At 34.4% G+C, this 18,911-nt stretch carries 21 protein-coding genes and 1 other annotated feature; of the genes, 12 read left to right on the forward strand and 9 right to left on the reverse strand.

The features are described from left to right. Positions 1 to 62 precede the first annotated feature (62 nt). Positions 63 to 554 (forward strand): helix-turn-helix domain-containing protein, encoded by a 492-nt coding sequence (locus UtA1_RS15195; protein ID WP_096551939.1) that lies wholly within the window; start codon positions 63 to 65, stop codon positions 552 to 554. Between the two features lie 218 nt (positions 555 to 772). Here the strand turns inward: UtA1_RS15195 and UtA1_RS15200 are convergent, their stop codons facing one another. Both UtA1_RS15200 and UtA1_RS15205 read right to left on the reverse strand, forming a co-directional pair. Next, complete coding sequence (locus tag UtA1_RS15200) at positions 773 to 1,972, reverse strand: ABC transporter permease (RefSeq protein WP_096551941.1); 1,200 nt, start codon at positions 1,970 to 1,972, stop codon at positions 773 to 775. Beyond that, on the reverse strand, positions 1,965 to 2,699 hold the full coding sequence (locus UtA1_RS15205; RefSeq protein ID WP_016838144.1) for an ABC transporter ATP-binding protein: 735 nt from the start codon (positions 2,697 to 2,699) through the stop codon (positions 1,965 to 1,967). Before UtA1_RS15205 ends, UtA1_RS15200 begins: the two co-directional genes overlap by 8 nt. 106 nt (positions 2,700 to 2,805) lie before the next feature. Between UtA1_RS15205 and UtA1_RS15210 the strand changes: the two genes are divergently transcribed. The 6 genes from UtA1_RS15210 (at position 2,806) to UtA1_RS17720 (ending at position 6,193) form a co-directional block, all read left to right on the forward strand. Next, a complete protein-coding gene (locus UtA1_RS15210; protein WP_026019060.1) occupies positions 2,806 to 3,231 on the forward strand; it encodes an HIT family protein in 426 nt (141 codons plus the stop codon). Between the two features lie 188 nt (positions 3,232 to 3,419). Next, complete coding sequence (locus tag UtA1_RS15215) at positions 3,420 to 3,950, forward strand: tryptophan transporter (protein WP_096551943.1); 531 nt, start codon at positions 3,420 to 3,422, stop codon at positions 3,948 to 3,950. A 150-nt stretch (positions 3,951 to 4,100) separates the two neighbouring features. Then, positions 4,101 to 4,466, forward strand: coding sequence for a YtxH domain-containing protein (locus tag UtA1_RS15220; RefSeq protein WP_096551945.1), 366 nt, complete (start codon positions 4,101 to 4,103; stop codon positions 4,464 to 4,466). A gap of 184 nt (positions 4,467 to 4,650) precedes the next feature. Continuing rightward, on the forward strand, positions 4,651 to 5,232 hold the full coding sequence (locus UtA1_RS15225) for an HTH-type transcriptional regulator Hpr (RefSeq protein WP_172597924.1): 582 nt from the start codon (positions 4,651 to 4,653) through the stop codon (positions 5,230 to 5,232). 123 nt (positions 5,233 to 5,355) lie between these two features. Then, positions 5,356 to 5,916, forward strand: coding sequence for a DUF3267 domain-containing protein (locus UtA1_RS15230; RefSeq protein ID WP_096551949.1), 561 nt, complete (start codon positions 5,356 to 5,358; stop codon positions 5,914 to 5,916). Positions 5,917 to 6,001: 85 nt separating this feature from the next. Next, positions 6,002 to 6,193, forward strand: a complete 192-nt coding sequence (locus UtA1_RS17720) for a hypothetical protein (protein WP_096551951.1) — start codon at positions 6,002 to 6,004, stop codon at positions 6,191 to 6,193. An 80-nt stretch (positions 6,194 to 6,273) separates the two neighbouring features. On the opposite strand, the gene UtA1_RS15240 is transcribed toward UtA1_RS17720, so the two are convergent. Continuing rightward, positions 6,274 to 6,378 (reverse strand): YjcZ family sporulation protein, encoded by a 105-nt coding sequence (locus tag UtA1_RS15240; RefSeq protein WP_096551953.1) that lies wholly within the window; start codon positions 6,376 to 6,378, stop codon positions 6,274 to 6,276. 143 nt (positions 6,379 to 6,521) lie between these two features. Between UtA1_RS15240 and UtA1_RS15245 the strand changes: the two genes are divergently transcribed. After that, a complete protein-coding gene (locus UtA1_RS15245) occupies positions 6,522 to 7,400 on the forward strand; it encodes a peptidylprolyl isomerase (protein WP_096551955.1) in 879 nt (292 codons plus the stop codon). 247 nt (positions 7,401 to 7,647) lie between these two features. Here UtA1_RS15245 and yhaM read toward each other — a convergent pair whose 3' ends face one another. After that, positions 7,648 to 8,595 carry a 3'-5' exoribonuclease YhaM gene (gene yhaM, locus UtA1_RS15250; RefSeq protein ID WP_096551957.1) on the reverse strand — a complete coding sequence of 316 codons (948 nt, stop codon included), beginning with the start codon at positions 8,593 to 8,595 and terminating at the stop codon, positions 7,648 to 7,650. Between the two features lie 171 nt (positions 8,596 to 8,766). Between yhaM and UtA1_RS15255 the strand changes: the two genes are divergently transcribed. Continuing rightward, positions 8,767 to 8,952, forward strand: a complete 186-nt coding sequence (locus tag UtA1_RS15255; protein ID WP_016838154.1) for a YhzD family protein — start codon at positions 8,767 to 8,769, stop codon at positions 8,950 to 8,952. Positions 8,953 to 9,021: 69 nt separating this feature from the next. Here the strand turns inward: UtA1_RS15255 and UtA1_RS15260 are convergent, their stop codons facing one another. Then, positions 9,022 to 9,804, reverse strand: coding sequence for an enoyl-CoA hydratase (locus UtA1_RS15260; protein WP_096551959.1), 783 nt, complete (start codon positions 9,802 to 9,804; stop codon positions 9,022 to 9,024). Positions 9,805 to 10,096: 292 nt separating this feature from the next. Continuing rightward, positions 10,097 to 10,328 (forward strand) — a binding site (T-box leader). A gap of 150 nt (positions 10,329 to 10,478) precedes the next feature. Here UtA1_RS15260 and serA point away from each other — a divergent pair. The 3 genes from serA (at position 10,479) to UtA1_RS15275 (ending at position 14,304) form a co-directional block, all read left to right on the forward strand. After that, positions 10,479 to 12,098: a phosphoglycerate dehydrogenase gene (gene serA, locus UtA1_RS15265; RefSeq protein WP_096551961.1), complete on the forward strand. Its 1,620-nt coding sequence runs from the start codon at positions 10,479 to 10,481 to the stop codon at positions 12,096 to 12,098. Positions 12,099 to 12,179: 81 nt separating this feature from the next. After that, complete coding sequence (locus UtA1_RS15270) at positions 12,180 to 12,977, forward strand: TraR/DksA C4-type zinc finger protein (protein WP_269471050.1); 798 nt, start codon at positions 12,180 to 12,182, stop codon at positions 12,975 to 12,977. Positions 12,978 to 13,101: 124 nt separating this feature from the next. Beyond that, positions 13,102 to 14,304, forward strand: coding sequence for a transposase (locus tag UtA1_RS15275; RefSeq protein ID WP_096551963.1), 1,203 nt, complete (start codon positions 13,102 to 13,104; stop codon positions 14,302 to 14,304). 187 nt (positions 14,305 to 14,491) lie between these two features. On the opposite strand, the gene UtA1_RS15280 is transcribed toward UtA1_RS15275, so the two are convergent. From UtA1_RS15280 to UtA1_RS15295, 4 genes are all read right to left on the reverse strand, one after another. Then, a complete protein-coding gene (locus tag UtA1_RS15280; RefSeq protein ID WP_096551965.1) occupies positions 14,492 to 15,283 on the reverse strand; it encodes an HAD family hydrolase in 792 nt (263 codons plus the stop codon). 155 nt (positions 15,284 to 15,438) lie between these two features. Then, on the reverse strand, positions 15,439 to 16,959 hold the full coding sequence (locus UtA1_RS15285) for a coproporphyrinogen III oxidase (RefSeq protein WP_096551967.1): 1,521 nt from the start codon (positions 16,957 to 16,959) through the stop codon (positions 15,439 to 15,441). Between the two features lie 170 nt (positions 16,960 to 17,129). Continuing rightward, positions 17,130 to 17,474, reverse strand: a complete 345-nt coding sequence (locus tag UtA1_RS15290) for a YlbF family regulator (protein WP_096551969.1) — start codon at positions 17,472 to 17,474, stop codon at positions 17,130 to 17,132. A gap of 18 nt (positions 17,475 to 17,492) precedes the next feature. Beyond that, a complete protein-coding gene (locus UtA1_RS15295; protein WP_096551971.1) occupies positions 17,493 to 18,635 on the reverse strand; it encodes a DUF445 family protein in 1,143 nt (380 codons plus the stop codon). Between the last annotated feature and the right edge of the window lie 276 nt (positions 18,636 to 18,911).

Below are 18,911 nucleotides of genomic sequence, written 5' to 3' on the forward strand. Positions count from 1 at the left end.
TTCGAATTTTCTATGAAAAATTTAGGTATTAGTTCTATTATTTTTTAGGGGGATGTTTATTTATGATGATTGGGGAAAAGCTTCGAAAAATCCGAAAAATGAAGAAGATGACTTTAAAAGATTTGTCTGAAAAGACGGGGGTTTCAATTAGTTTTTTATCTCAAGTAGAAAGAAATAAATGCAGTGTTACTTTAGAATCGTTAAGAAAAATTAGCGATGCGTTAAATGTCAATCCAAGCTTGTTCTTCTCTGATACAAATTATCAAGCAAAATCTTTTCCGTTTTTTTACAAAGACTTGTCCAACAATGTTCAAGGGGCTTCATTTCACCCGATCTTAGCGACACTAAAGCCAAAGGAAAACAAAGGAAATGAATTTTCCCATTACGGCCATGAGTTTATTTATGTGTTATCTGGAGTTTTAACTGTTTCTCTCGAAGGAAACGTTTTTGAATTAAGAAATGGGGAATCCATTATGTTCGAATCTAGCCGTAATCATTATTGGTGGAATGATGGAGAAGAGGATGTGCAGTTTCTTCTAGTGTCTACTTTATGAGAATGGGAATTACGCTAGTTCATCTCATTTTGTAGGATATTCATGAATACAAATTGGAAAAAACTCTCTCTTTTTTGTTTCAACAATAAAAACAGTAAACGATTATCATGTTGTAATTTGTACTTTCTGGATTCTCCATAATAGAACTCAAGAATAAAAGCGCATTGGAAAACACTTATGAAATCCAATACGCTTATATAGCAGATGTATAATCCAACTTAAACATGCACAACCGGATCTTTTGACAAGTTAAACGTCAACTCGTTCATCACAATGATAATAATTGCTGGAACAAAGAAATATGGCTGTCCAATGGCACAAAGCATTACTAGCATCCCTTGAATAATCATAAAAATACGCAATAGCTTTTGAACAGCTTTCTTTCGTTGATTCTCTTTTATTGGAAAAAGCATGTCCATACGAAAATCAGAAGAAGACAATAACGCATATTTTAACTGAATGGTCGTAGCAAAACTTAATGCTCCTGCAACAATCCATAATACAACCGGAATATCGATCGTCAACGCGACAATCACTAAAATGGCTGTTAAACGAACCCATAAATAAAAATGGTCATTCGTTCTTACAAAAGTACGGAAAACTAAATAACTTTGAGTACTTTCCTTATTAAATAGAACAAATTTATAAATGATATCTAACCATGCTCTACGTTTTATTGCACCGCGGATATGAGGAACATCTGTAAAGTAGTTCGCAAATCGGTAAAAGGCCATCATACGATTTTGTTCCAATTTTACAAAATGTTCGTAAGGAATTGGTTGAACGATTACTTTCTTTTTTAACGACTGATTGTACACTATAAGCAACAATATATATAGGAAAGCCCACCAAAATTGAACCGATAGAATGGCTTGCACCGCTAAAATTGATACCGCCATTCTTGCTATGCGATCAAAAGCGATGAAATTCCCTCGATTGACATAGCGATAATGGAATTCAGTTTGAACATTAATATATTTCAGTATGATGATAAACAGCAACCCAAGCCAAATACGCAATGATTCTAATTCCGTAACTGCATTCAATAAAGGAATCGCAATAAGATAGCAAATTGCAGATAGGAAAACTTGTGACCAAAAAGTCCAATTCAATGCTTTTCGGAAATAGATGGGCATCTGTTTTTCTAATGGCAATAAATATACTTGATCTGGCTCTTTTAAAAGAGTGACTGGACGAGAAAATGCAACGATAATACCTACCACTACAGCAACAAGCCATTCAGCTGGGAAATTGGATGATACAACTTGCAACCACTGGCTATATTGAAACCCAAGCGCTCCAATGGCAAACACAATCACAATAGCCAAATGCCCAGTGAACACAAAACGCATATATTTTTGAACTTCAATCATATAGTGTTCGAAACGTTTGGACCATACTTCTGCCAAATTACTCATTATGTTGCTCCTTCGTCATGGCAATATATAAATCATCTAACGTTGCATTTGGCATATTAAACGCTTTTCGTAAATCTTCCATCGTTCCCTGTGCACGAACTCGTCCTTCATGAAGGAAAATGATGCGGTCACAATGTTTCTCAGCCGTCGATAAAACGTGCGTAGACATTAAAACAGAAGCCCCTTCGTTTTTCCTTTCAGTCATTTGGTTAAGCAATGATTGAATCCCTAACGGATCGAGCCCAACAAATGGTTCATCAATTATATATAATGAAGGTTTTACTAAAAAGGCGCACATAATCATCACCTTTTGCTTCATTCCCTTTGAAAAATGGGATGGGAACCAATTGAGGCGCTTCTCCATCCGGAATTCTTCTAATAATTTTCCGGAACGTTCCTTTAAAGTATGCTGATCAATGCCGTATGCCATCGCCGTTAATTCCAAATGTTCTTTTAACGTAAGTTCATCATATAATACGGGCGTTTCGGGAATATAGGAAAAAGATGAACGATATGTTTCAATATCTTCATTTAACGTAACACCATTTAAACGGATTTCTCCTTTTTGTGGAAGAAGCGTCCCAATTATATGTTTAATAGTCGTACTTTTTCCAGCGCCATTTAAACCAATTAAGCCAACCAATTCCCCTTGTCCAATTGAAAAGTTCAAATCTTTAATGACGGGTTTTCTTGTATATCCACCTGTTACATCCTTTACTTCCAACATAGTTAACACTCCTATTCTTCCTACAGTTTATCAAAATTAGAAAATGTATTCATCTCATGAAATATGTTAAAATGTAGATAAATTTTGTATGAAAGGATTGGGTGAAATGAGCGACTGCATTTTCTGCAAAATTATTGAAGGTTCCATTCCATCAAATAAAGTATATGAAGATGAACATGTTTTAGCTTTCATGGACGTAGCGCCATTAACAAAAGGACATACTTTATTAATTCCAAAACAACACGTCAAAGACTTATTTGAAATGCCTGAAGATGTAGCACGAAATTTATATGCAGCTGCACCAAAAATTGCAAATGCCATTAAAAAAGCGTTTAATCCACAAGGAATGAATACATTGAACAACAACGGTGCCTTTGCTGGACAAACAGTATTCCATTATCACTTGCACTTCATTCCACGCTATGACGAAAACGATGGATATATAGTACGTTGGGAAACGAAAAAAGATGAGTTTACTCCTGACACATTAAAAGCAATTGCGGATGAAATTAAAGCAAATTTGAATAAGTAATGCTTTCTCAGACTGGCTCAAAACAATTCCACGAGTCAGTCTTTGTCATTTAAAAAAGTTGTTACTATCCTATTAAAATTGCTTGAAAATTATTTCTTTTAAGATTACAATCATACTATATATTTTCGCTAACGGCTTGAGGGCACGTTAGGAAAGTAGAGCATAGTTTAGTAGAGGAGAGATTTATTATGAAAACGAAAAATTTAGTGTTAATGGCCCTTTTAGTGGGGATCGGTACAGCTCTTTATTTAGTGATGCCACCAGTTCCAATCGGTGGTGGAATTAAGCCAGATTTAATGTTAACGATGATGTTTGTCGGGATTATTTTATTCCCTACTGTTCGAGATACTTTTATCCTTTCAGTAGTAACTGGTGTTCTTTCCGGTTTATTCTCATCAATTCCAGGATCACTCATTCCAAATATCATCGATAAATTTGCCACAGGTTTTATCTTTTTTGTTGTAGTACTTTTAGTAAATAAATTTGCAAAAAATGTTGTAGCTTACGGTATTTTGATTGGATTAGGAACGTTGTTATCAGGAACTGTATTTTTATCAATGTTGCTATTATTAGTAGGCGAAATGCCAGCAGCTTTTGGCATTATGTTTGTAACGGGAGTAATTCCTGCAACGATTGCAAATATCATTGCATTTGCAATTATTTATCCTATTTTAAAAGGTTTGTTAATGCGTTCCAAATTCGAAACTTCTGTTACATAAGTATCATAATATTGGATATTTCGCTGTCTAAGTTTTACTTAGATAGCTTTTTTATTTTCTTTCATTTTGGTTTAATATGGATAAGTACAAGAATTAATATTTTAGACAATTTCTTTACATACTAATTACAAAAAAAGGGAGAGATTTTCAATGCGTGCAAAACCATTTTTCATCGGACTAACTGCTGGAGTCATTGCAGGAATTACGACTGCAATTTTCACAACTCCACAAACAGGCAATCAATTACGAATGAATATCGCGACTACTTCCAAAAATTTAAAAACAACTATGAGTCAATTAAATAATCAAATCAATGACATAAAAAATGGGATCTCCACTTTAACAAATGAAGTGAAAATTACTATTCCACAAATATTATTAGAAGTAAAAAATTCCATTTCACAATTTACACAAGATATTCAACCAAGTTCGCAAAATTTAAAAGAAGAATTGGAACAATTGCAGAAAAGTCTAAGCGAAATCGAGAATAATATTTCACAAATCAAAAAAGGTTAAACTATACTCAGTATAATAATAACCATGACTTTATAACTAAACAACAATGTGTTTTTAGCACTTTTTTTCAAATATTATTAAAAAATAACATTTATTAATCACTTTTCATTTATTTATTTTTTCTAACTTTAAACTTTTTTCTTTTATTGCTATAATATTTTAAAATCCTATAATAAGAAGGTGAATCAAATTGTCTGTAGAATCTTATACGTTGAAAGAGGCTATGATTTATAGCCAACGAATCGCTCAACTTTCAAAAGCTTTGTGGAAAGCAGTCGAAAAAGACTGGCAACAATGGATTAAACCGTTTAATTTAAACATTAACGAACATCACATTTTATGGATTGCTTTCCATTTGCAAGGTGCATCAATTTCAGATGTTGCAAGGTTTGGGGTAATGCACGTATCAACTGCGTTCAACTTCTCAAAGAAATTAGAAGAGCGCGGGCTTCTTAAATTTTCAAAGCGCGATGATGACAAGCGCAATACGTATGTTGAACTAACTCCTGAGGGAGCAGAACTAGTGATTCGTATGTATAATCATTACTTGGATACGGAACACTCTATTTTGGAAGGATCTCTAGCATTGAAACAATTGTATGGTAGATTTCCAGAATTTTTAGACGTTATGGCAATTATTCGAAATATTTACGGGGAAGATTTTATCGAAATATTTGAGAGATCTTTCAAAAATTTTAAAGAATCTATAGAAGAAAAAGATACCCATGAAGTAGTTATTAAAAATGAAATATTAATGAATAAATAGCAATTGGGGATTATGGGGAGTGTATGAGGTACACTCTTTTTTCTTTTATCTGCAAAATTATTAGCATAATAATTCAGTTTGTTTTACAATTTTCTTAATTTCAGATTGAGGAGTATTGCAAATATGCATTGTTGGAAAACGATTAACATAAAAAGAGAATATCGTACATCTCGCCTAGTATTATATGCAATCATTATTTTTATTCTTGTTTTTTCTTTTTCATTTATTATCATCGGTGCAAACCGTCCATTAATATATGATGCTCATCATTTCCCATTATTTTTATTAGTTTGTTTACTTTTATACCCGCTGCATAAGCTAATTCATTATTACTCACTGTTTTCTTATCGCAAATCGGTTAAATTAAAATGGAGATTTGAGTTTAAACTGATTCCTATAGTTCAAATTCGAATTAAAAAAATGTTACCGAAAAAAAGATATATGTTTATTCTTTTAACTCCATTTATTATTGTAAATACTTTACTTATACTTGTAGCAATATTCCTTCCCTATTATTCACATTACGCTTGTTTACTACTCGGATATCATTGTGGTATTTGCTTAGTAGACATATTATATTTTATACATTTGGTGAAAGCACCAAAAAATGCTGTAATAGAGGAAACGCCTAAAGGTTATGAAATTCTAGTTCCTCCTAGTTTTTCAAACATTCCCAACAATTAAAACGATAAAATATTCAATTACTCACTTGTGGGATGGTACCACTTTTTGTTATTCTTAAATGAAGTGATAGAGGGGAGGAATAGACTTGCTACTGTTAATTGTAGTGCTATTCTCGGTATTTTATTTATTCCAAATTAACAAAATGACATATGCACTATGTATGCAAAAAGAAATACCTGAAGAAAAACAACCAAAAATTTTTAGCACAATTAATATATTAATAACGATTTTACTAATATCCTTTTATATTGAGGTGTATGTTGCTATCAATTTTTAATAAGAGGAGATGTAGGTTACAATTATTGTTCAATATAGATAAAAGAGCTAAAGGAATTCCTTTAGCTCAATTCACTGTAATCAATACATGTAAGCTGCACCAACAATGATTAATAAGATAAACAACACAACCAATAGCGCGAACCAGGAGCTACCTCCGTATCCACCACCATAACTTTGACCCATAACGACACCTCCTTTCTAATGCCTATATTATGCAGTAGGTAATGGGCTACTTAGGCAAACATATTAGTGCAACCATTTAGATTTTTATTCGTTTATGTTATAGTTACAATTGGATTTTAAAGACAGGGAGAGAAAGTATATTTATGAAGAAAACATTTTTAGCTATTGCATTAGCAACATCCGTATTTACATTATCTGCTTGCAACTCTGGTAATGAAGTAGTGGTTTCCACAAAATATGGCGACATCACAAAAGATGAATTCTATGATGAAATTAAACAATTAGCTGGTAGCATGTTATTAGAGCAAGTAGTGATTGAGCATGTTCTAGAAAATAATTATGAAGTAAAAGACGAAGAAGTAGAAGAGCGCTTCAATCAATACAAAGAGCAATTCGGAGATTCTTTCAAAGACGTTTTACAATCACAAGGATTAACGGAAGAGCAATTTAAATCAAATATCCGCTTTACTTTATTACAAGAAAAAGCTGAAAAGGATATCGAAGTAACAGATGAAGAAATTGAAAAGTATTATAACCAAGGAAAATATGAATTGCATGCTCGCCATATTTTAGTGGATGACGAAGCTACTGCTAAAGAAGTCCTTGAAAAGCTTAATAAAGGTGAAGACTTTGTTGAATTAGCAAAAGAATATTCTAAAGACTCTGCCAACGCTGAACAAGGCGGTGATTTAGGCTGGTTTACTGTTGGAACAATGGTAACAGAATTTAACGATGCTGCTTATGCATTAGAAGTAAATGAAATTAGCGAACCAGTTAAAACAGATTTCGGCTACCACATCATTCAACTTTTGGACAAACGTGAAGTTGAAGATTATGGTACTTTAGAAGAGAAAAAAGATGAAATTCGCCAAGAATTGATTGATATGAAAGGCGGATTTGCTACGAAATTAACAGAGTTAGTGAAAGAAGCGAAAATTGAAATTAAAGATAAAGACTTAAAAGATGCATTTTCACAAATTTTATTAACTGAAGAAGAAACTGATTCTAAAGATAAAGAATAAAAAAGATTATGAACTAAATACTTTGAAGGATTATCTTTCTAAGTTAAAAATGGTGCTGGATTCATACCAGCACCATTTATTTTTACAAAAAGCGGCCAAATTCAGTAGCTTTCCACCATAATTAATATTTCAAAGAACATCATCCTGAATCAAGAAATACTCTCTTACGATAACATGTCAAACATTCCTTAAAAAAAGAAAACGAAGAAAACCACTGCTTTCTTCGTCTCCTCTTTTTCCCTGTTCATTATTTAGATTCTTCAAATTTCGGTTTATAAAATGAACGATTATCCAGCGCAAATATACGTTCCGTAAATTCTCCTGGCTTTGTTTTGTTTAATGCCCTCGTTAACATATTCATTTTCGCATCAATATTATCAATATAATGCAAAATTTCTGCCTCTTGAATCATCGGTTTTTTCGGGCTTCCCCACTCTTCCTTCCCATGATGAGAAAGAACGATATGTTGTAATACCATCACTTCTTCTCCTTCAATTCCTAATTCCTTTGCCGCTTGCCCGATTTCATCAACCATGATTGTAATATGACCTAGTAAATTTCCTTCTACCGTATATGTTGTGGATACAGGGCCGGACAGTTCCTTCACTTTCCCTATATCATGCAATATAATTCCAGCATAAACTAAATCTTTATTTAATGATGGGTATAATTCGCAAATTGCCTTCCCTAATCTCAACATATGCACGATATGATCTAATAATCCAGAAACATAATCATGATGGTTTTTAGAGGCTGCGGGAAAAACAGTCAATTCTGATTGATATTTTTTCATTAGAAAACGGGTGATTCTAGAAATTTTGGGATTTTTGATTTCAAAGAAAAATTGGGTTAACTCTTCAAATAATTTTTCCTTTGGTGTTGCAGCAGAAGGAATTAAATCATTTATCTGTATCCCGTCTTCCGGTTTTGCTAGTCGAATTTGTTTTATGCGAAGTTGGTTTTTACCGCGATATTCATGGATTTCTCCACCTATTTTTACAATCACTTGCGGTTGGTACATTTTTTCATGCTCTTCATTCGTATCCCAAAGCTTTGCTTCGATATCGCCACTTTTATCTTGGAGAATGAGCGTCATGAAAGGCTTACCCACCGTTGTTACTCCCTTGGTTGCCTGTTTAATAAGCAAAAATTGATTCACTGCATCTCCTGGCTGGAGTTGAGTAATACCTGGCATATCCGACACTCCCTTTTCTTTCCCTTCATCGTTCAAATTTATCGTTCATTTTTCATTGTACCATTTGTTTAAACTTGATTCGATGAAAGAATTCATAAATTATAATTCTATAAACTTGCTTTATTTTTGTTGTATAATAAAATTGAATTTTCAAAAAAGGATGGGATGAAAATGGCAAATTTTTATTTCACGGCTTATGAAAAATCAGGGGAACTATTATTTAATGAAGTTTGGGAATTTGAAAATGAACAAGAAGCCATAATAGAAGGCCAAAAACGCATTGAAGAAAAAGGGGTTCAAGATAAAACGCATCGACTCGTAAACTCTTCAGGAAAAATCATTTTATTCCATGTATAAAAAAATTGGAGGTTGGCTTTTCACTATAAATAGCCAACCTCCAGTTAATTTTTTTTTGCTAAACAAGTTTTATTGCCCTATAAATTGAGGGGTACGCTTTTCAACAAAGGCTTTAATACCTTCCAAATGGTCTTTCGTATTCCTCATCTTTATTTGTGCTTCCAGCTCTTTTGCCAGCACTTTATTTAATTCAGAAAGGCGCTCAGTATGATAAATTTGTTTTGTCTCAAGCATCGCTAAAATAGGAGAAGATAAAATTTTCTCTGTATATTGTTGCACGTATTTTTGCGCTTCTCCATCCTTTACAACGACATCCACTAATCCAAGGTTTAATGCTTCTTCCCCATTCATCACTTTGCCTTCCCAAATAATTTGCTTTGCCTTTGCTACTCCAACTCGTTCCTTCATAAAGAAATGCCCACCACCATCTGGGATGAGGCCAATTCCTATGAAATTCATAGCCAACTTGCTATTTTCTTCAGCAATGACATAATCTGATGCAATGGCAAGGCTGAATCCAAGACCTGCTGCAGCACCATGTACTTGAGCTATCGTAATCATCGGCAATTGATAGAAAGCAAGCATCATTCGGGAAATCGAATCCATGATATCATGAAACTCTTGCAATTGCTCTGATTGAAGCATCATTTTAATGTCTCCTCCAGCAGAGAATGCTCGCCCTTCCCCTTTAATAACTAATATTTGAATATCCTTTTCGCCTTGTAACTGTTCAAAGCAATCCGCCAGTTCTTTTAACATTACTTCATTCATTGCATTCATCGCTTGTGGACGCTTCAATGTGAGCACAGCAAGACGATCATTACGACTTAATTCAATTGTTTCGTATGTCATTTCCTCCACCCCTTCATTTTGATGTACAATTATTACTTCTACTTAGATGGAGAAAATTCCTTTCAAACATAGACAATCAAATTTTAGCAACAATAAATGTATATTCATCAATTAAAAAATCTTTATACATGGAAAAACAATTAAAACACGAATATTAACAACAAACTACAAATACAACGTTCGTTAATTAACAAAAAATTTAAGCGTTTTCATTAAAATTTTTTAATCATTTTAGGAAATTAGTTGACATTCATGAATAATCAGTTTATTATGGAAACACATTAATAAGAGTCAAAATATTATGACGGAGACATGCTCTTACGTTCAGATTCTCAGAGAGCTGATGGTTGGTGCAAATCAGTGTTTCTGGCGTTTGTAGTTCCACTCCTGAATAGAATGGCTGAACAAATAAGTAAGCCAATTCCGGTTAATGCACGTTACGCATCACTTGAGGTTGCCTTGAATTAGGCAAAGAAAAAGGGTGGCACCGCGTGAAGTTGATATGACAGCTTTTCGCCCCTAATTTATAGGGGGTGGAAGGCTTTTTTTAATACCTAAAAAAATGGAAGGGGTCTTTTTATCGAGAAAGTCTAACAATTGTTGCAATTGTTCGATAGTTGGCTATTGTCTTTAATTCTTTATTAAAAAATATTAATGAAAAAGGAGTTTTTTAAATGGTTACAAAAGCAACTACAGCTACAGATGTAATTAAAGTGTTTATTGCGGATCCATTAAGTGAAGACGGTATTTTCCCATTGCGCGAAGAAAAAGATCTGAATTTAGAAATCATTGTGGATACTGGGAATTCACAAGAAGAACTCATTGAAAAAATTAAAGATGTTGACGCATTAATCGTGCGCAGTGCTACGAAAGTGACTCGTGAAGTAATTGAAGCTGCAAAAAATTTAAAATTAATTGGTCGTGCTGGTGTAGGAGTAGATAACATCGATCTACAAGCTGCAACTGAACACGGTATTATTGTAGTCAACGCACCAGATGGAAATACAAACTCTGCTGCTGAACATACCATTGCGATGATGACTTCTCTTGCTCGCCATATTCCACAAGCTTATTTATCTTTAAAAAATGGAAAATGGGATCGCAAAACTTACGTTGGGGTTGAATTGAAGAATAAAACGTTAGGTGTTATCGGTTTGGGGCGTATCGGTACAGAAGTGGCTTTCCGTGCAAAAGGACAACGTATGAATATTATGGCATATGATCCATTCTTAACTGAAGAGAGAGCGAAAGAACTTGGTGTAACAAAAGCAACTGTTGATGAAATTTGCCAACAAGCTGATTTTATCACTGTGCATACACCACTATTACCTGAAACAAAAAATTTGATTAATAAAGAAAAATTCGCTCTTATGAAACCTGGCGTACGCATTATTAACTGTGCACGTGGTGGAATCATCAACGAAGATGATTTATATGATGCAATCGTGGAAGGAAAAGTCGCAGGCGCTGCTCTTGACGTATTCGTTGAAGAACCAGCTACAGATCATAAATTGCTAACTTTACCACAAGTGATTGCTACACCTCACTTAGGTGCATCTACAGTTGAAGCACAAGAATCTGTAGCAGTAGATGTTTCTAACGACATTATTAAATACTTTAAAACTGGTACTGTTACAAACCCTGTGAACATGCCATCAATTCCAAAAGAGCTGCTAGCTGAAGTTGAACCATTCTTTGAATTAGCAGAAAAACTAGGTGCTTTCTTATCACAAGTAACAACAGAACCATTAAAAGAAATTAATTTGTTCTACGCTGGTGAAATCGCAAATTACGATGTACGTCCATTGACTGCCAATACATTAAAAGGTTACTTAAAGAAAACTCACGGCGAAAATGTAAATGACGTAAATGCACGTTATTTAACAGAAAGAGTTGGCGTAAAAATTAACGAAAATAAAACAACAACAGCAAAAGGATTTACTAACCTTATTACTGTTGAAGTAATTACGGAAAATGAAACACATAGTGTTGCAGGTACACTTCTAAACGGTCTTGGAGCTCGTATCGTAAAAGTAGAAAACTTTGTTGTAGATGTTATTCCAGAAGGTCACTTATTATACATCAAAAATATCGATAAGCCAGGAGCAATCGGCCTCGTTGCAACGAAACTTGCTGAGAAAGACGTCAACATTGCAACGATGCAAGTGGGACGTAAACAAGTTGGCGGTGCTGCTGTCATGATTCTTTCAATCGATAATGAAGTAACTCCTGAAGATTTAGTTTACGTAGAACAATTAGAAAATATCGATGAAGTAAAAGCAATTACTCTTTAAGCTGCCCGGCACGACTACTTGGTGAGATAGAACAGAATTGTGCTTTGTGTCCCTAAATATACAGGCAATGGAATTTTACCATTGTCTGTATATTATTTTGCCCAAAAAACTTCCGATAGAAAACTTTCCAACTTTGTTTTCTCCTTTAAATTTCATTTTTCTGTTCATACTATGGATGAACGAAAGGACGTGATGACCATTTTAACGGAAAAACAAATTGCTAAGCTAAAAAAACAGCTGATTGAACAAAAACATGCGTTGTTAAAAAATCAATCTGTAGATGACGAGTTTGTTGACCGTGGCAGCTTACGAGACGCTATTGATGAATTATCAACAGTCGACAATCATCCTGCAGACATAGCAACAGAACTTTTCGAAAGAGAAAAGGATTTATCTTTAAAAGTTCACCAAGAAGATGAATTAGCTAAAATTAACGCTGCTTTAGAGAAAATTGAAAACGGTACATATGGAGTTTGTGAAGTATGTAAAAAAGAAATTCCATATGATCGATTAGCAGCTATTCCATATACCTCCTTCTGTATTAAACATGCAGATGCAAAAAACATCCCTACTGATCGACCAGTAGAAGAAGATTTACTGATTCCTCCTGTCGATAATTCCTTTGCTGAAAGAGAAGTAGAAGGGGTAATTCAAGATTTTGAAGATACATTCCAAGTGGTTGCAAAATACGGTACATCTGAAACGCCATCAGATTTTGAAGGGGATTTTGAAGATTTCAATGAACTATATGACGACCCTGAAGAATACGCAAATAACGATGAACCCCAGTCTTTCCATGTATCGACGAAGGATGAAATACCTTTTCCAATGTCAAAAAGAGAAATTGAAGAAGCAAGTAAATATGATTATTTAGAATGAGCATTTTGCACATTTTTCAACCCAAGAGTCATAAGGTTTTCTAAAGCATAAAAAAGGACTTCACCCCTTATTTGTAGAATTTTGAAGTGACCAAACCACAAAAATCCATAAGGAGGAAGTCACTTTGTATATTCTACAAGAACGTCTATTTTCCTTTGAAGAATTGCAAATTTTAGAGTCAAAAGAGAAATTACCGATCTTTTTTAGTGCTCTAGATTTGCGTCCTTATGCTAAACAATTGAAAAGTTCTTCACCCCAAGGGGCTGAAGGACATTCCAAAGAAGGGATATTAAGGGCTCTTATCGCTGCCCCATTAGAAGGTATTGATACTTTTACTTCTCTTCACAATCGATTAAAAAATGACCTGCGTTTTCGTTACCAATGTGGTTTAGATATTAGCAGGCCTGCACCATCCATCTCTACTCTTAGCCGAGTATTTTCTTCACTAACCAAAACTGGACTTGTGAAAAGAATCTTTCAAGATCTCGTCCAGTTAGCTCAAGAGGAAGGAGTAATTGATGGAAAACATCAGGCTATCGACAGTGCCGCCATTGATGCTTATGAAAAGAAGCAGCCTAAGAAGCGAAGTGAACAAACAGGCAACGCCAATTGGGGGGCAAAGTTTGATTCCTTCGGTAATAAAATTACTTGGTTTGGCTATAAGATGCATCTTTCCGTTGACACCAAAAGTGAATTACCAATGGCGATTGAAGTAACCCCTGCTCATATCAACGATGGGGATGTCGCACCACAATTAATTGAACAAGTAAAGAGTTGTACAAACTCTAAAATTGATTTCCTGATAATGGATGGTGGGTACGACCAGCTAAAAAACTACGAATCCGCCAAGAACATCGGGGCTCAAGCTATTATTCCACTCAATTTGCGTAATGAAAAGGAGCCTCCCGAAGGAATTGCCTCCAATGGAACCCCACGCTGTTCGATGGGGTACGAAATGACTTATTGGGGCGCCAATAAGGATCAGCTCAAATTCAGATGTCCACACGCAACCGGAAAAGTGGATTGCCCATTAGGAATGGCAGCCTGTTCATCCTCCAACTATGGAATGGTAGTAAAAATTAACGTGAATAAGGATCTTCGCCGGTACTCTAATCCACACCGCGATTCCAAACGTTGGAAAGAACTTTACAATGAGCGAACCAGTGTAGAACGGTGCAATTCAAGAATGAAAAGTTATCTTACAGCGAACTCCCTGCATGTGTGGGGAATCGATAAAGTAAAAACTCATATTTACTTGAACGCCATCGTATTACTGGTTTCAGCTCTCGCAATGGCAAAAGAGAGTAAAAAGCAACAAACCGCTTAAAAAATTTTTAAAGCGAAAAATTCTGCAAGTACGCCCAAAAAAGGACAAACAGAATATTTGTAAACCAAAGATACAAAATACCCCAATTTATTTGGGTTTCTTTTAAAACTCTTTTTAATAAAAATCTAATTTTGCAAAACTCTCAGAATAGAAAATGCGAGACGGCATATGTCTCGCATTCATTTTATTATGAAAGCTTTTCAACTAATTGTAAAAATTCCGTTAATGATGAAACTTCGTAAGTTGGTTGGATATCAGGGTTTTGCAGATTATTTTCCCGATTGATCCAAACATTTCGCATGCCTACCCGAGATGAGCCTAAAATATCTGTATTCAAATTATCGCCTACCATAATCCCTTCATCCGCAGTAATGCCGGCCTTTTCCATCATATATTCAAATAGAGATGTATCAGGCTTTCCTTTTCCAAAATCACCAGAAATAATCACATGGTCGAAATAAGGGAGGATTTCTGGTGTTAAAGTTAATTTTAAGTTTTGTAAACTTGGTGCACCGTTTGTTAATAGTACTAATTGGTACTTTCCTTTTAATGCATCAAGAACTTGATACGTATCATCATAAACAAAAGGGTGTTTTTTCCGTTCTTCAACAAAACGTTCTCCGAGCTCAGCGCCGAATGTTTCATCATCAATGCCTAACGCTTTTAAACCGTTTGTCCAAGCATCCTTTCGATAATTCGGCACAATGTTTTTCATTTTTTGGAATGAATCAGTAGGATCATCAAAAGTTCCCCACAAACCTTCAAAAGGATTAATACCAATCAACACCGTATAATCGTAAGTTTCATAGGATTCATAAAGCTTTCGTGCTTCTTTGCGTACCGCTTCTTCCAATTGTTCAGGGTCTATATCGTATTTCGTTGCCGCATATTGACATGTTTTTTCAAAAGCTGTTTTGATACTTTTTTTATCCCAAAGTAACGTGTCATCTAAATCAAATATGATCGTCGTAATTGCCATTTCCAACTTCTCCTATTTATGATTGTAGTAATTATTATTCTAGCATATATTGAAATTCTAGCTATATAGAAATTGGAACTTCTATTTATACATTTTGTTCATTTAAAAAACACCTCCACAGTAATAGAGGGGAGGTGTTATCGTTAACGGGTAACTCAACATTCATTTTTCAATTGCACTCGATATAAATCATTGAGCATTTCAATCTTTTTCTCAATCGCATTTTCAAAAGATAAAATATACTGATAAGGCTCTTTAGGGTTATGGTATTGTGTGATTTTACCAGTTTTAGGATTTACAAATTTAGTAGCTGCCCCACAACCGATACCTAATATCGTTTGTACCTCTTCCATAATGACGATATTATAGATGCTTTCCTCGCCCGGTTTAGAGTATCCGACATTTTCTAAATTACCTAAAATGTTTTTTTGGCGATATAAATAATACGGATTGTATCCATTTTCGCGAGTCCACTTTTGAGCCATTTCCATCATCCGCGACACCGTTGGACGATCAGCCACTTTATATTTATCTTTATTTTGCGTCATTTCGGAAGCCCGTTTGAAAGATAACGTATGCACAGTAAGAGACTCTGGTTGCAGTTTTTCAGTTTCATTTAAAGAATGTTGAAACTCTTCAACACCCTCATTTGGTAAACCGATGATTAAATCCATATTGATATTATTCATTCCTAAATTGCGAGCAAGTAAAAATTTATCGATTGTTTCTTGTACGGTATGATGGCGGCCTATCGCTTTTAACGTTTCATCGGTATAACTTTGCGGATTGACTGAGATGCGATCAATCCCCCACTTTTTCAACACTTCTATTTTTTCCGGTGTAATCGTATCAGGTCGACCTGCTTCTACAGTGATTTCACGAATAGATTCAGGATTTGGGAACGATTCAAACATCGTCTCATATAGGGCATCCATTTCATCCGACTCGATTGCTGTTGGCGTACCGCCGCCCCAATATATCGAAGTCACTTTCATATCATTTTCCTTCAACCATTTTCCCATTTCTCTCATTTCGATATGCAATCCATCAAGGAAAGAAGAAACTCGTCCTGTTTTTCGATTCGGCGCGATTGCATAGGCTGGGAAAGTACAATAAGCGCATTTCGTCGGACAGAAAGGGACACCGATATAGATAGAAATTTCTTTCCCAATCTCATCTAAATCGGGAATTGTTGCCAATTGGCGCTCAACAATCGATTCCAATAATTGGATTTTTTCGGTGGATACACGAAAATCGGTTTGTAACACTTCTGCAATTTCTTTCCGTGTAAGTCCTTGTTTTCTTAATTTATGATAAAGTTTTGTTGGCCGTACTCCCGTTAAAATCCCCCAATGTTGCTTGATTCCAGTATATTGCTCTAACACGTCCAACAGCACGTGAGATAATGCGCGCTTCATTCGAATATTTTGTTCTTTTTCTGTTCCATCCGTATCATATTTTTTTGAATAAGTGCTAATAAACGTTTTTCCATCCACCTCTAACTTACTAGCAGTGTAATACACGTTGTTTTCCATTTTATATTGAAAACGAACAGACAAATCCGGATCCTCAATGATTTCGTAAAGCTTACAATCTTCAAAAAATAGATTTGCTATATGTGTTAAAACATTAATCCAGTCTTGCTTGAAACTTTCGTGGATGATTATTTTTTTCATTCATACCTCTTCCTTTATAGAACTTGTTGCACTTTTACTTGTTTACGTGATTTTTTTATTTTTAGTTCCTGTTTATTTTAACAGCGAAAGGCTTTATTGACTATAAAATCATGCATGTTTTTTATGGAAATAAAAAAGACCACACATTCAGTGCGGTCCAATTACCGATCTTATAGTCCATCATAGAGGGATTGAATCGGTTTAATTAGCGAACGATTTGCTTCATCAATAAGACGGCTTAATTCCATTTCAGCTTCTAACATTGCCATAATTTTAGGATTTTGTTGAGCAAGTTGAGCAGTTTTTTGGAAGTAGAGATATTCTTCCTCTAGCAATTCTTCTCCTTGCATTTGCTTTTGTTGCAATTTTACCTGAACATCGCGGAATTGAGTGAAAATCGTTCTTGCTTGTTCATCATTACGAACAATGTCAACAGTATCTTTTAATTTTTGAAACGCTTCCGTTTGACTAATGGATGTCTCTAACTTTTGAATAAGTTCCATAAATTGATTCATTTATAATCCTACTCTCTATTAATTTAAAAATTGTACAATTAAACCTTGTACGATACCAATTAATCCTCCTAAGAAACCGCCTAATAGAGTAATCATCATTAACTCACGATTTGCAATTCCTATCACGATTTCTTCCAACTTTTCGATTGGGAAAGAGTCAACTTGCTCTCGAACAACTTCTTTAATGTCTAATTTTTTCAGTACATCTTCAAGTTTTGATTCAGCAAGTTCCAAAGCCTTATCGACAATTTTAGGCATCAAATCGTACTTTACCCAGTCGTTGCCATTTGGAAAGTAATAGTTTATGGATTTATTGAATCGTTCTTCAATAGCTAATTCTCTTTTGGCATAGGATTGGATATTTATTAGTATTGGTTCTAATTGTATCTCATTTAGGTAATTCATGATAGGCTGTTTTTTTATTTTTCCCCATTCATCATTCATAATATTCACTAATGAATTTTTTGTTTCAGATGAGCGAAGAAGTCGAACGAGCTCATGTTGAATTTTAGAGACGATGGATGAAGAATCGCTGAAAAACATTTGGAAAAGTCCACCGATTGTCCCTTTTGAAGAAAGAAAATCATCTAATAGATTTTTAATGGTGATTTCTCCTTTGGAAGATAAAATATAATCTTCCCCTCTTTGAATGATGGTTGTCACTAATTCTGGTACTTTTTGATTTATCGTTTTTGTAATATCTTCCGGCAACACTTCTTCAATCGATTTTGTCGATAAAGTATGTTTAAAAGATACAAATTGTTTTTCTATAAAATCATCCACTTGCCCTTCAATCTTTTCTGGCAACCCATTTATTCCTGCTAGTTCCAACCAATCTTTCAGTGTTTTATTATTTAAAAATATCAATTCTTCCGACTTTGATTGTGCAAACTGTAAAATTCCAAATCGAATTTCTTGAGAGAATAATTTATTTTTGATGACATCAGGTGTCAATAAATAATCTTGCACCGTCACCCCTATTTGCCTTGCCAATTCCCCGCGGCGTTTTGGAATTAGTCCTGGTGTAAAAGGAAGCTTCCATTTTCCTAAATAAAACGCATTATATGGTCTAAAAATCATTTTAATCGCTAAAAAGTTTGTTGCACTACCAATGATTGCACCGATAATTGCCATAGATAGTATTAATAGTACTACATCCATTAAAATCCTCTTTTCTAACACAATGATTTCACTAACAAAAGTTACTTTGCGAAATAAATAATAACATACTTTTTGTTATATACGATTATATTTCATTATTGTTTCATGAACATTGAAAGTTATTACGGACTATTTCTTTTTTTGCGATTTATTTTTCCTCCCAATAAAAGCTCTATTTTGCTTAAGGAAAATTATTCTTTGCCCCAAAAGATTTAATTTATTGACGAAATCGCATACTATATATAACAAAACAACTCACAATCTTCTGAAAATTTC

The organism is Ureibacillus thermosphaericus, assembly GCF_002370195.2.
Taxonomy (GTDB): Bacteria; Bacillota; Bacilli; order Bacillales_A; family Planococcaceae; genus Ureibacillus; species Ureibacillus thermosphaericus.

Excerpts from the sequence above, each read along its gene's own strand:
- UtA1_RS15195 (WP_096551939.1), top strand. The coding sequence starts at position 63 with ATGATGATTGGGGAAAAGCTTCGAAAAATCCGAAAAATGAAGAAGATG.
- UtA1_RS15200 (WP_096551941.1), bottom strand. The coding sequence starts at position 1,972 with ATGAGTAATTTGGCAGAAGTATGGTCCAAACGTTTCGAACACTATATG.
- UtA1_RS15205 (WP_016838144.1), bottom strand. The coding sequence starts at position 2,699 with ATGTTGGAAGTAAAGGATGTAACAGGTGGATATACAAGAAAACCCGTC.
- UtA1_RS15210 (WP_026019060.1), top strand. The coding sequence starts at position 2,806 with ATGAGCGACTGCATTTTCTGCAAAATTATTGAAGGTTCCATTCCATCA.
- UtA1_RS15215 (WP_096551943.1), top strand. The coding sequence starts at position 3,420 with ATGAAAACGAAAAATTTAGTGTTAATGGCCCTTTTAGTGGGGATCGGT.
- UtA1_RS15220 (WP_096551945.1), top strand. The coding sequence starts at position 4,101 with ATGCGTGCAAAACCATTTTTCATCGGACTAACTGCTGGAGTCATTGCA.
- UtA1_RS15230 (WP_096551949.1), top strand. The coding sequence starts at position 5,356 with ATGCATTGTTGGAAAACGATTAACATAAAAAGAGAATATCGTACATCT.
- UtA1_RS15240 (WP_096551953.1), bottom strand. The coding sequence starts at position 6,378 with ATGGGTCAAAGTTATGGTGGTGGATACGGAGGTAGCTCCTGGTTCGCG.
- UtA1_RS15245 (WP_096551955.1), top strand. The coding sequence starts at position 6,522 with ATGAAGAAAACATTTTTAGCTATTGCATTAGCAACATCCGTATTTACA.
- yhaM (WP_096551957.1), bottom strand. The coding sequence starts at position 8,595 with ATGCCAGGTATTACTCAACTCCAGCCAGGAGATGCAGTGAATCAATTT.
- UtA1_RS15255 (WP_016838154.1), top strand. The coding sequence starts at position 8,767 with ATGGCAAATTTTTATTTCACGGCTTATGAAAAATCAGGGGAACTATTA.
- UtA1_RS15260 (WP_096551959.1), bottom strand. The coding sequence starts at position 9,804 with ATGACATACGAAACAATTGAATTAAGTCGTAATGATCGTCTTGCTGTG.
- serA (WP_096551961.1), top strand. The coding sequence starts at position 10,479 with ATGGTTACAAAAGCAACTACAGCTACAGATGTAATTAAAGTGTTTATT.
- UtA1_RS15280 (WP_096551965.1), bottom strand. The coding sequence starts at position 15,283 with ATGGCAATTACGACGATCATATTTGATTTAGATGACACGTTACTTTGG.
- UtA1_RS15285 (WP_096551967.1), bottom strand. The coding sequence starts at position 16,959 with ATGAAAAAAATAATCATCCACGAAAGTTTCAAGCAAGACTGGATTAAT.
- UtA1_RS15290 (WP_096551969.1), bottom strand. The coding sequence starts at position 17,474 with ATGAATCAATTTATGGAACTTATTCAAAAGTTAGAGACATCCATTAGT.
- UtA1_RS15295 (WP_096551971.1), bottom strand. The coding sequence starts at position 18,635 with ATGGATGTAGTACTATTAATACTATCTATGGCAATTATCGGTGCAATC.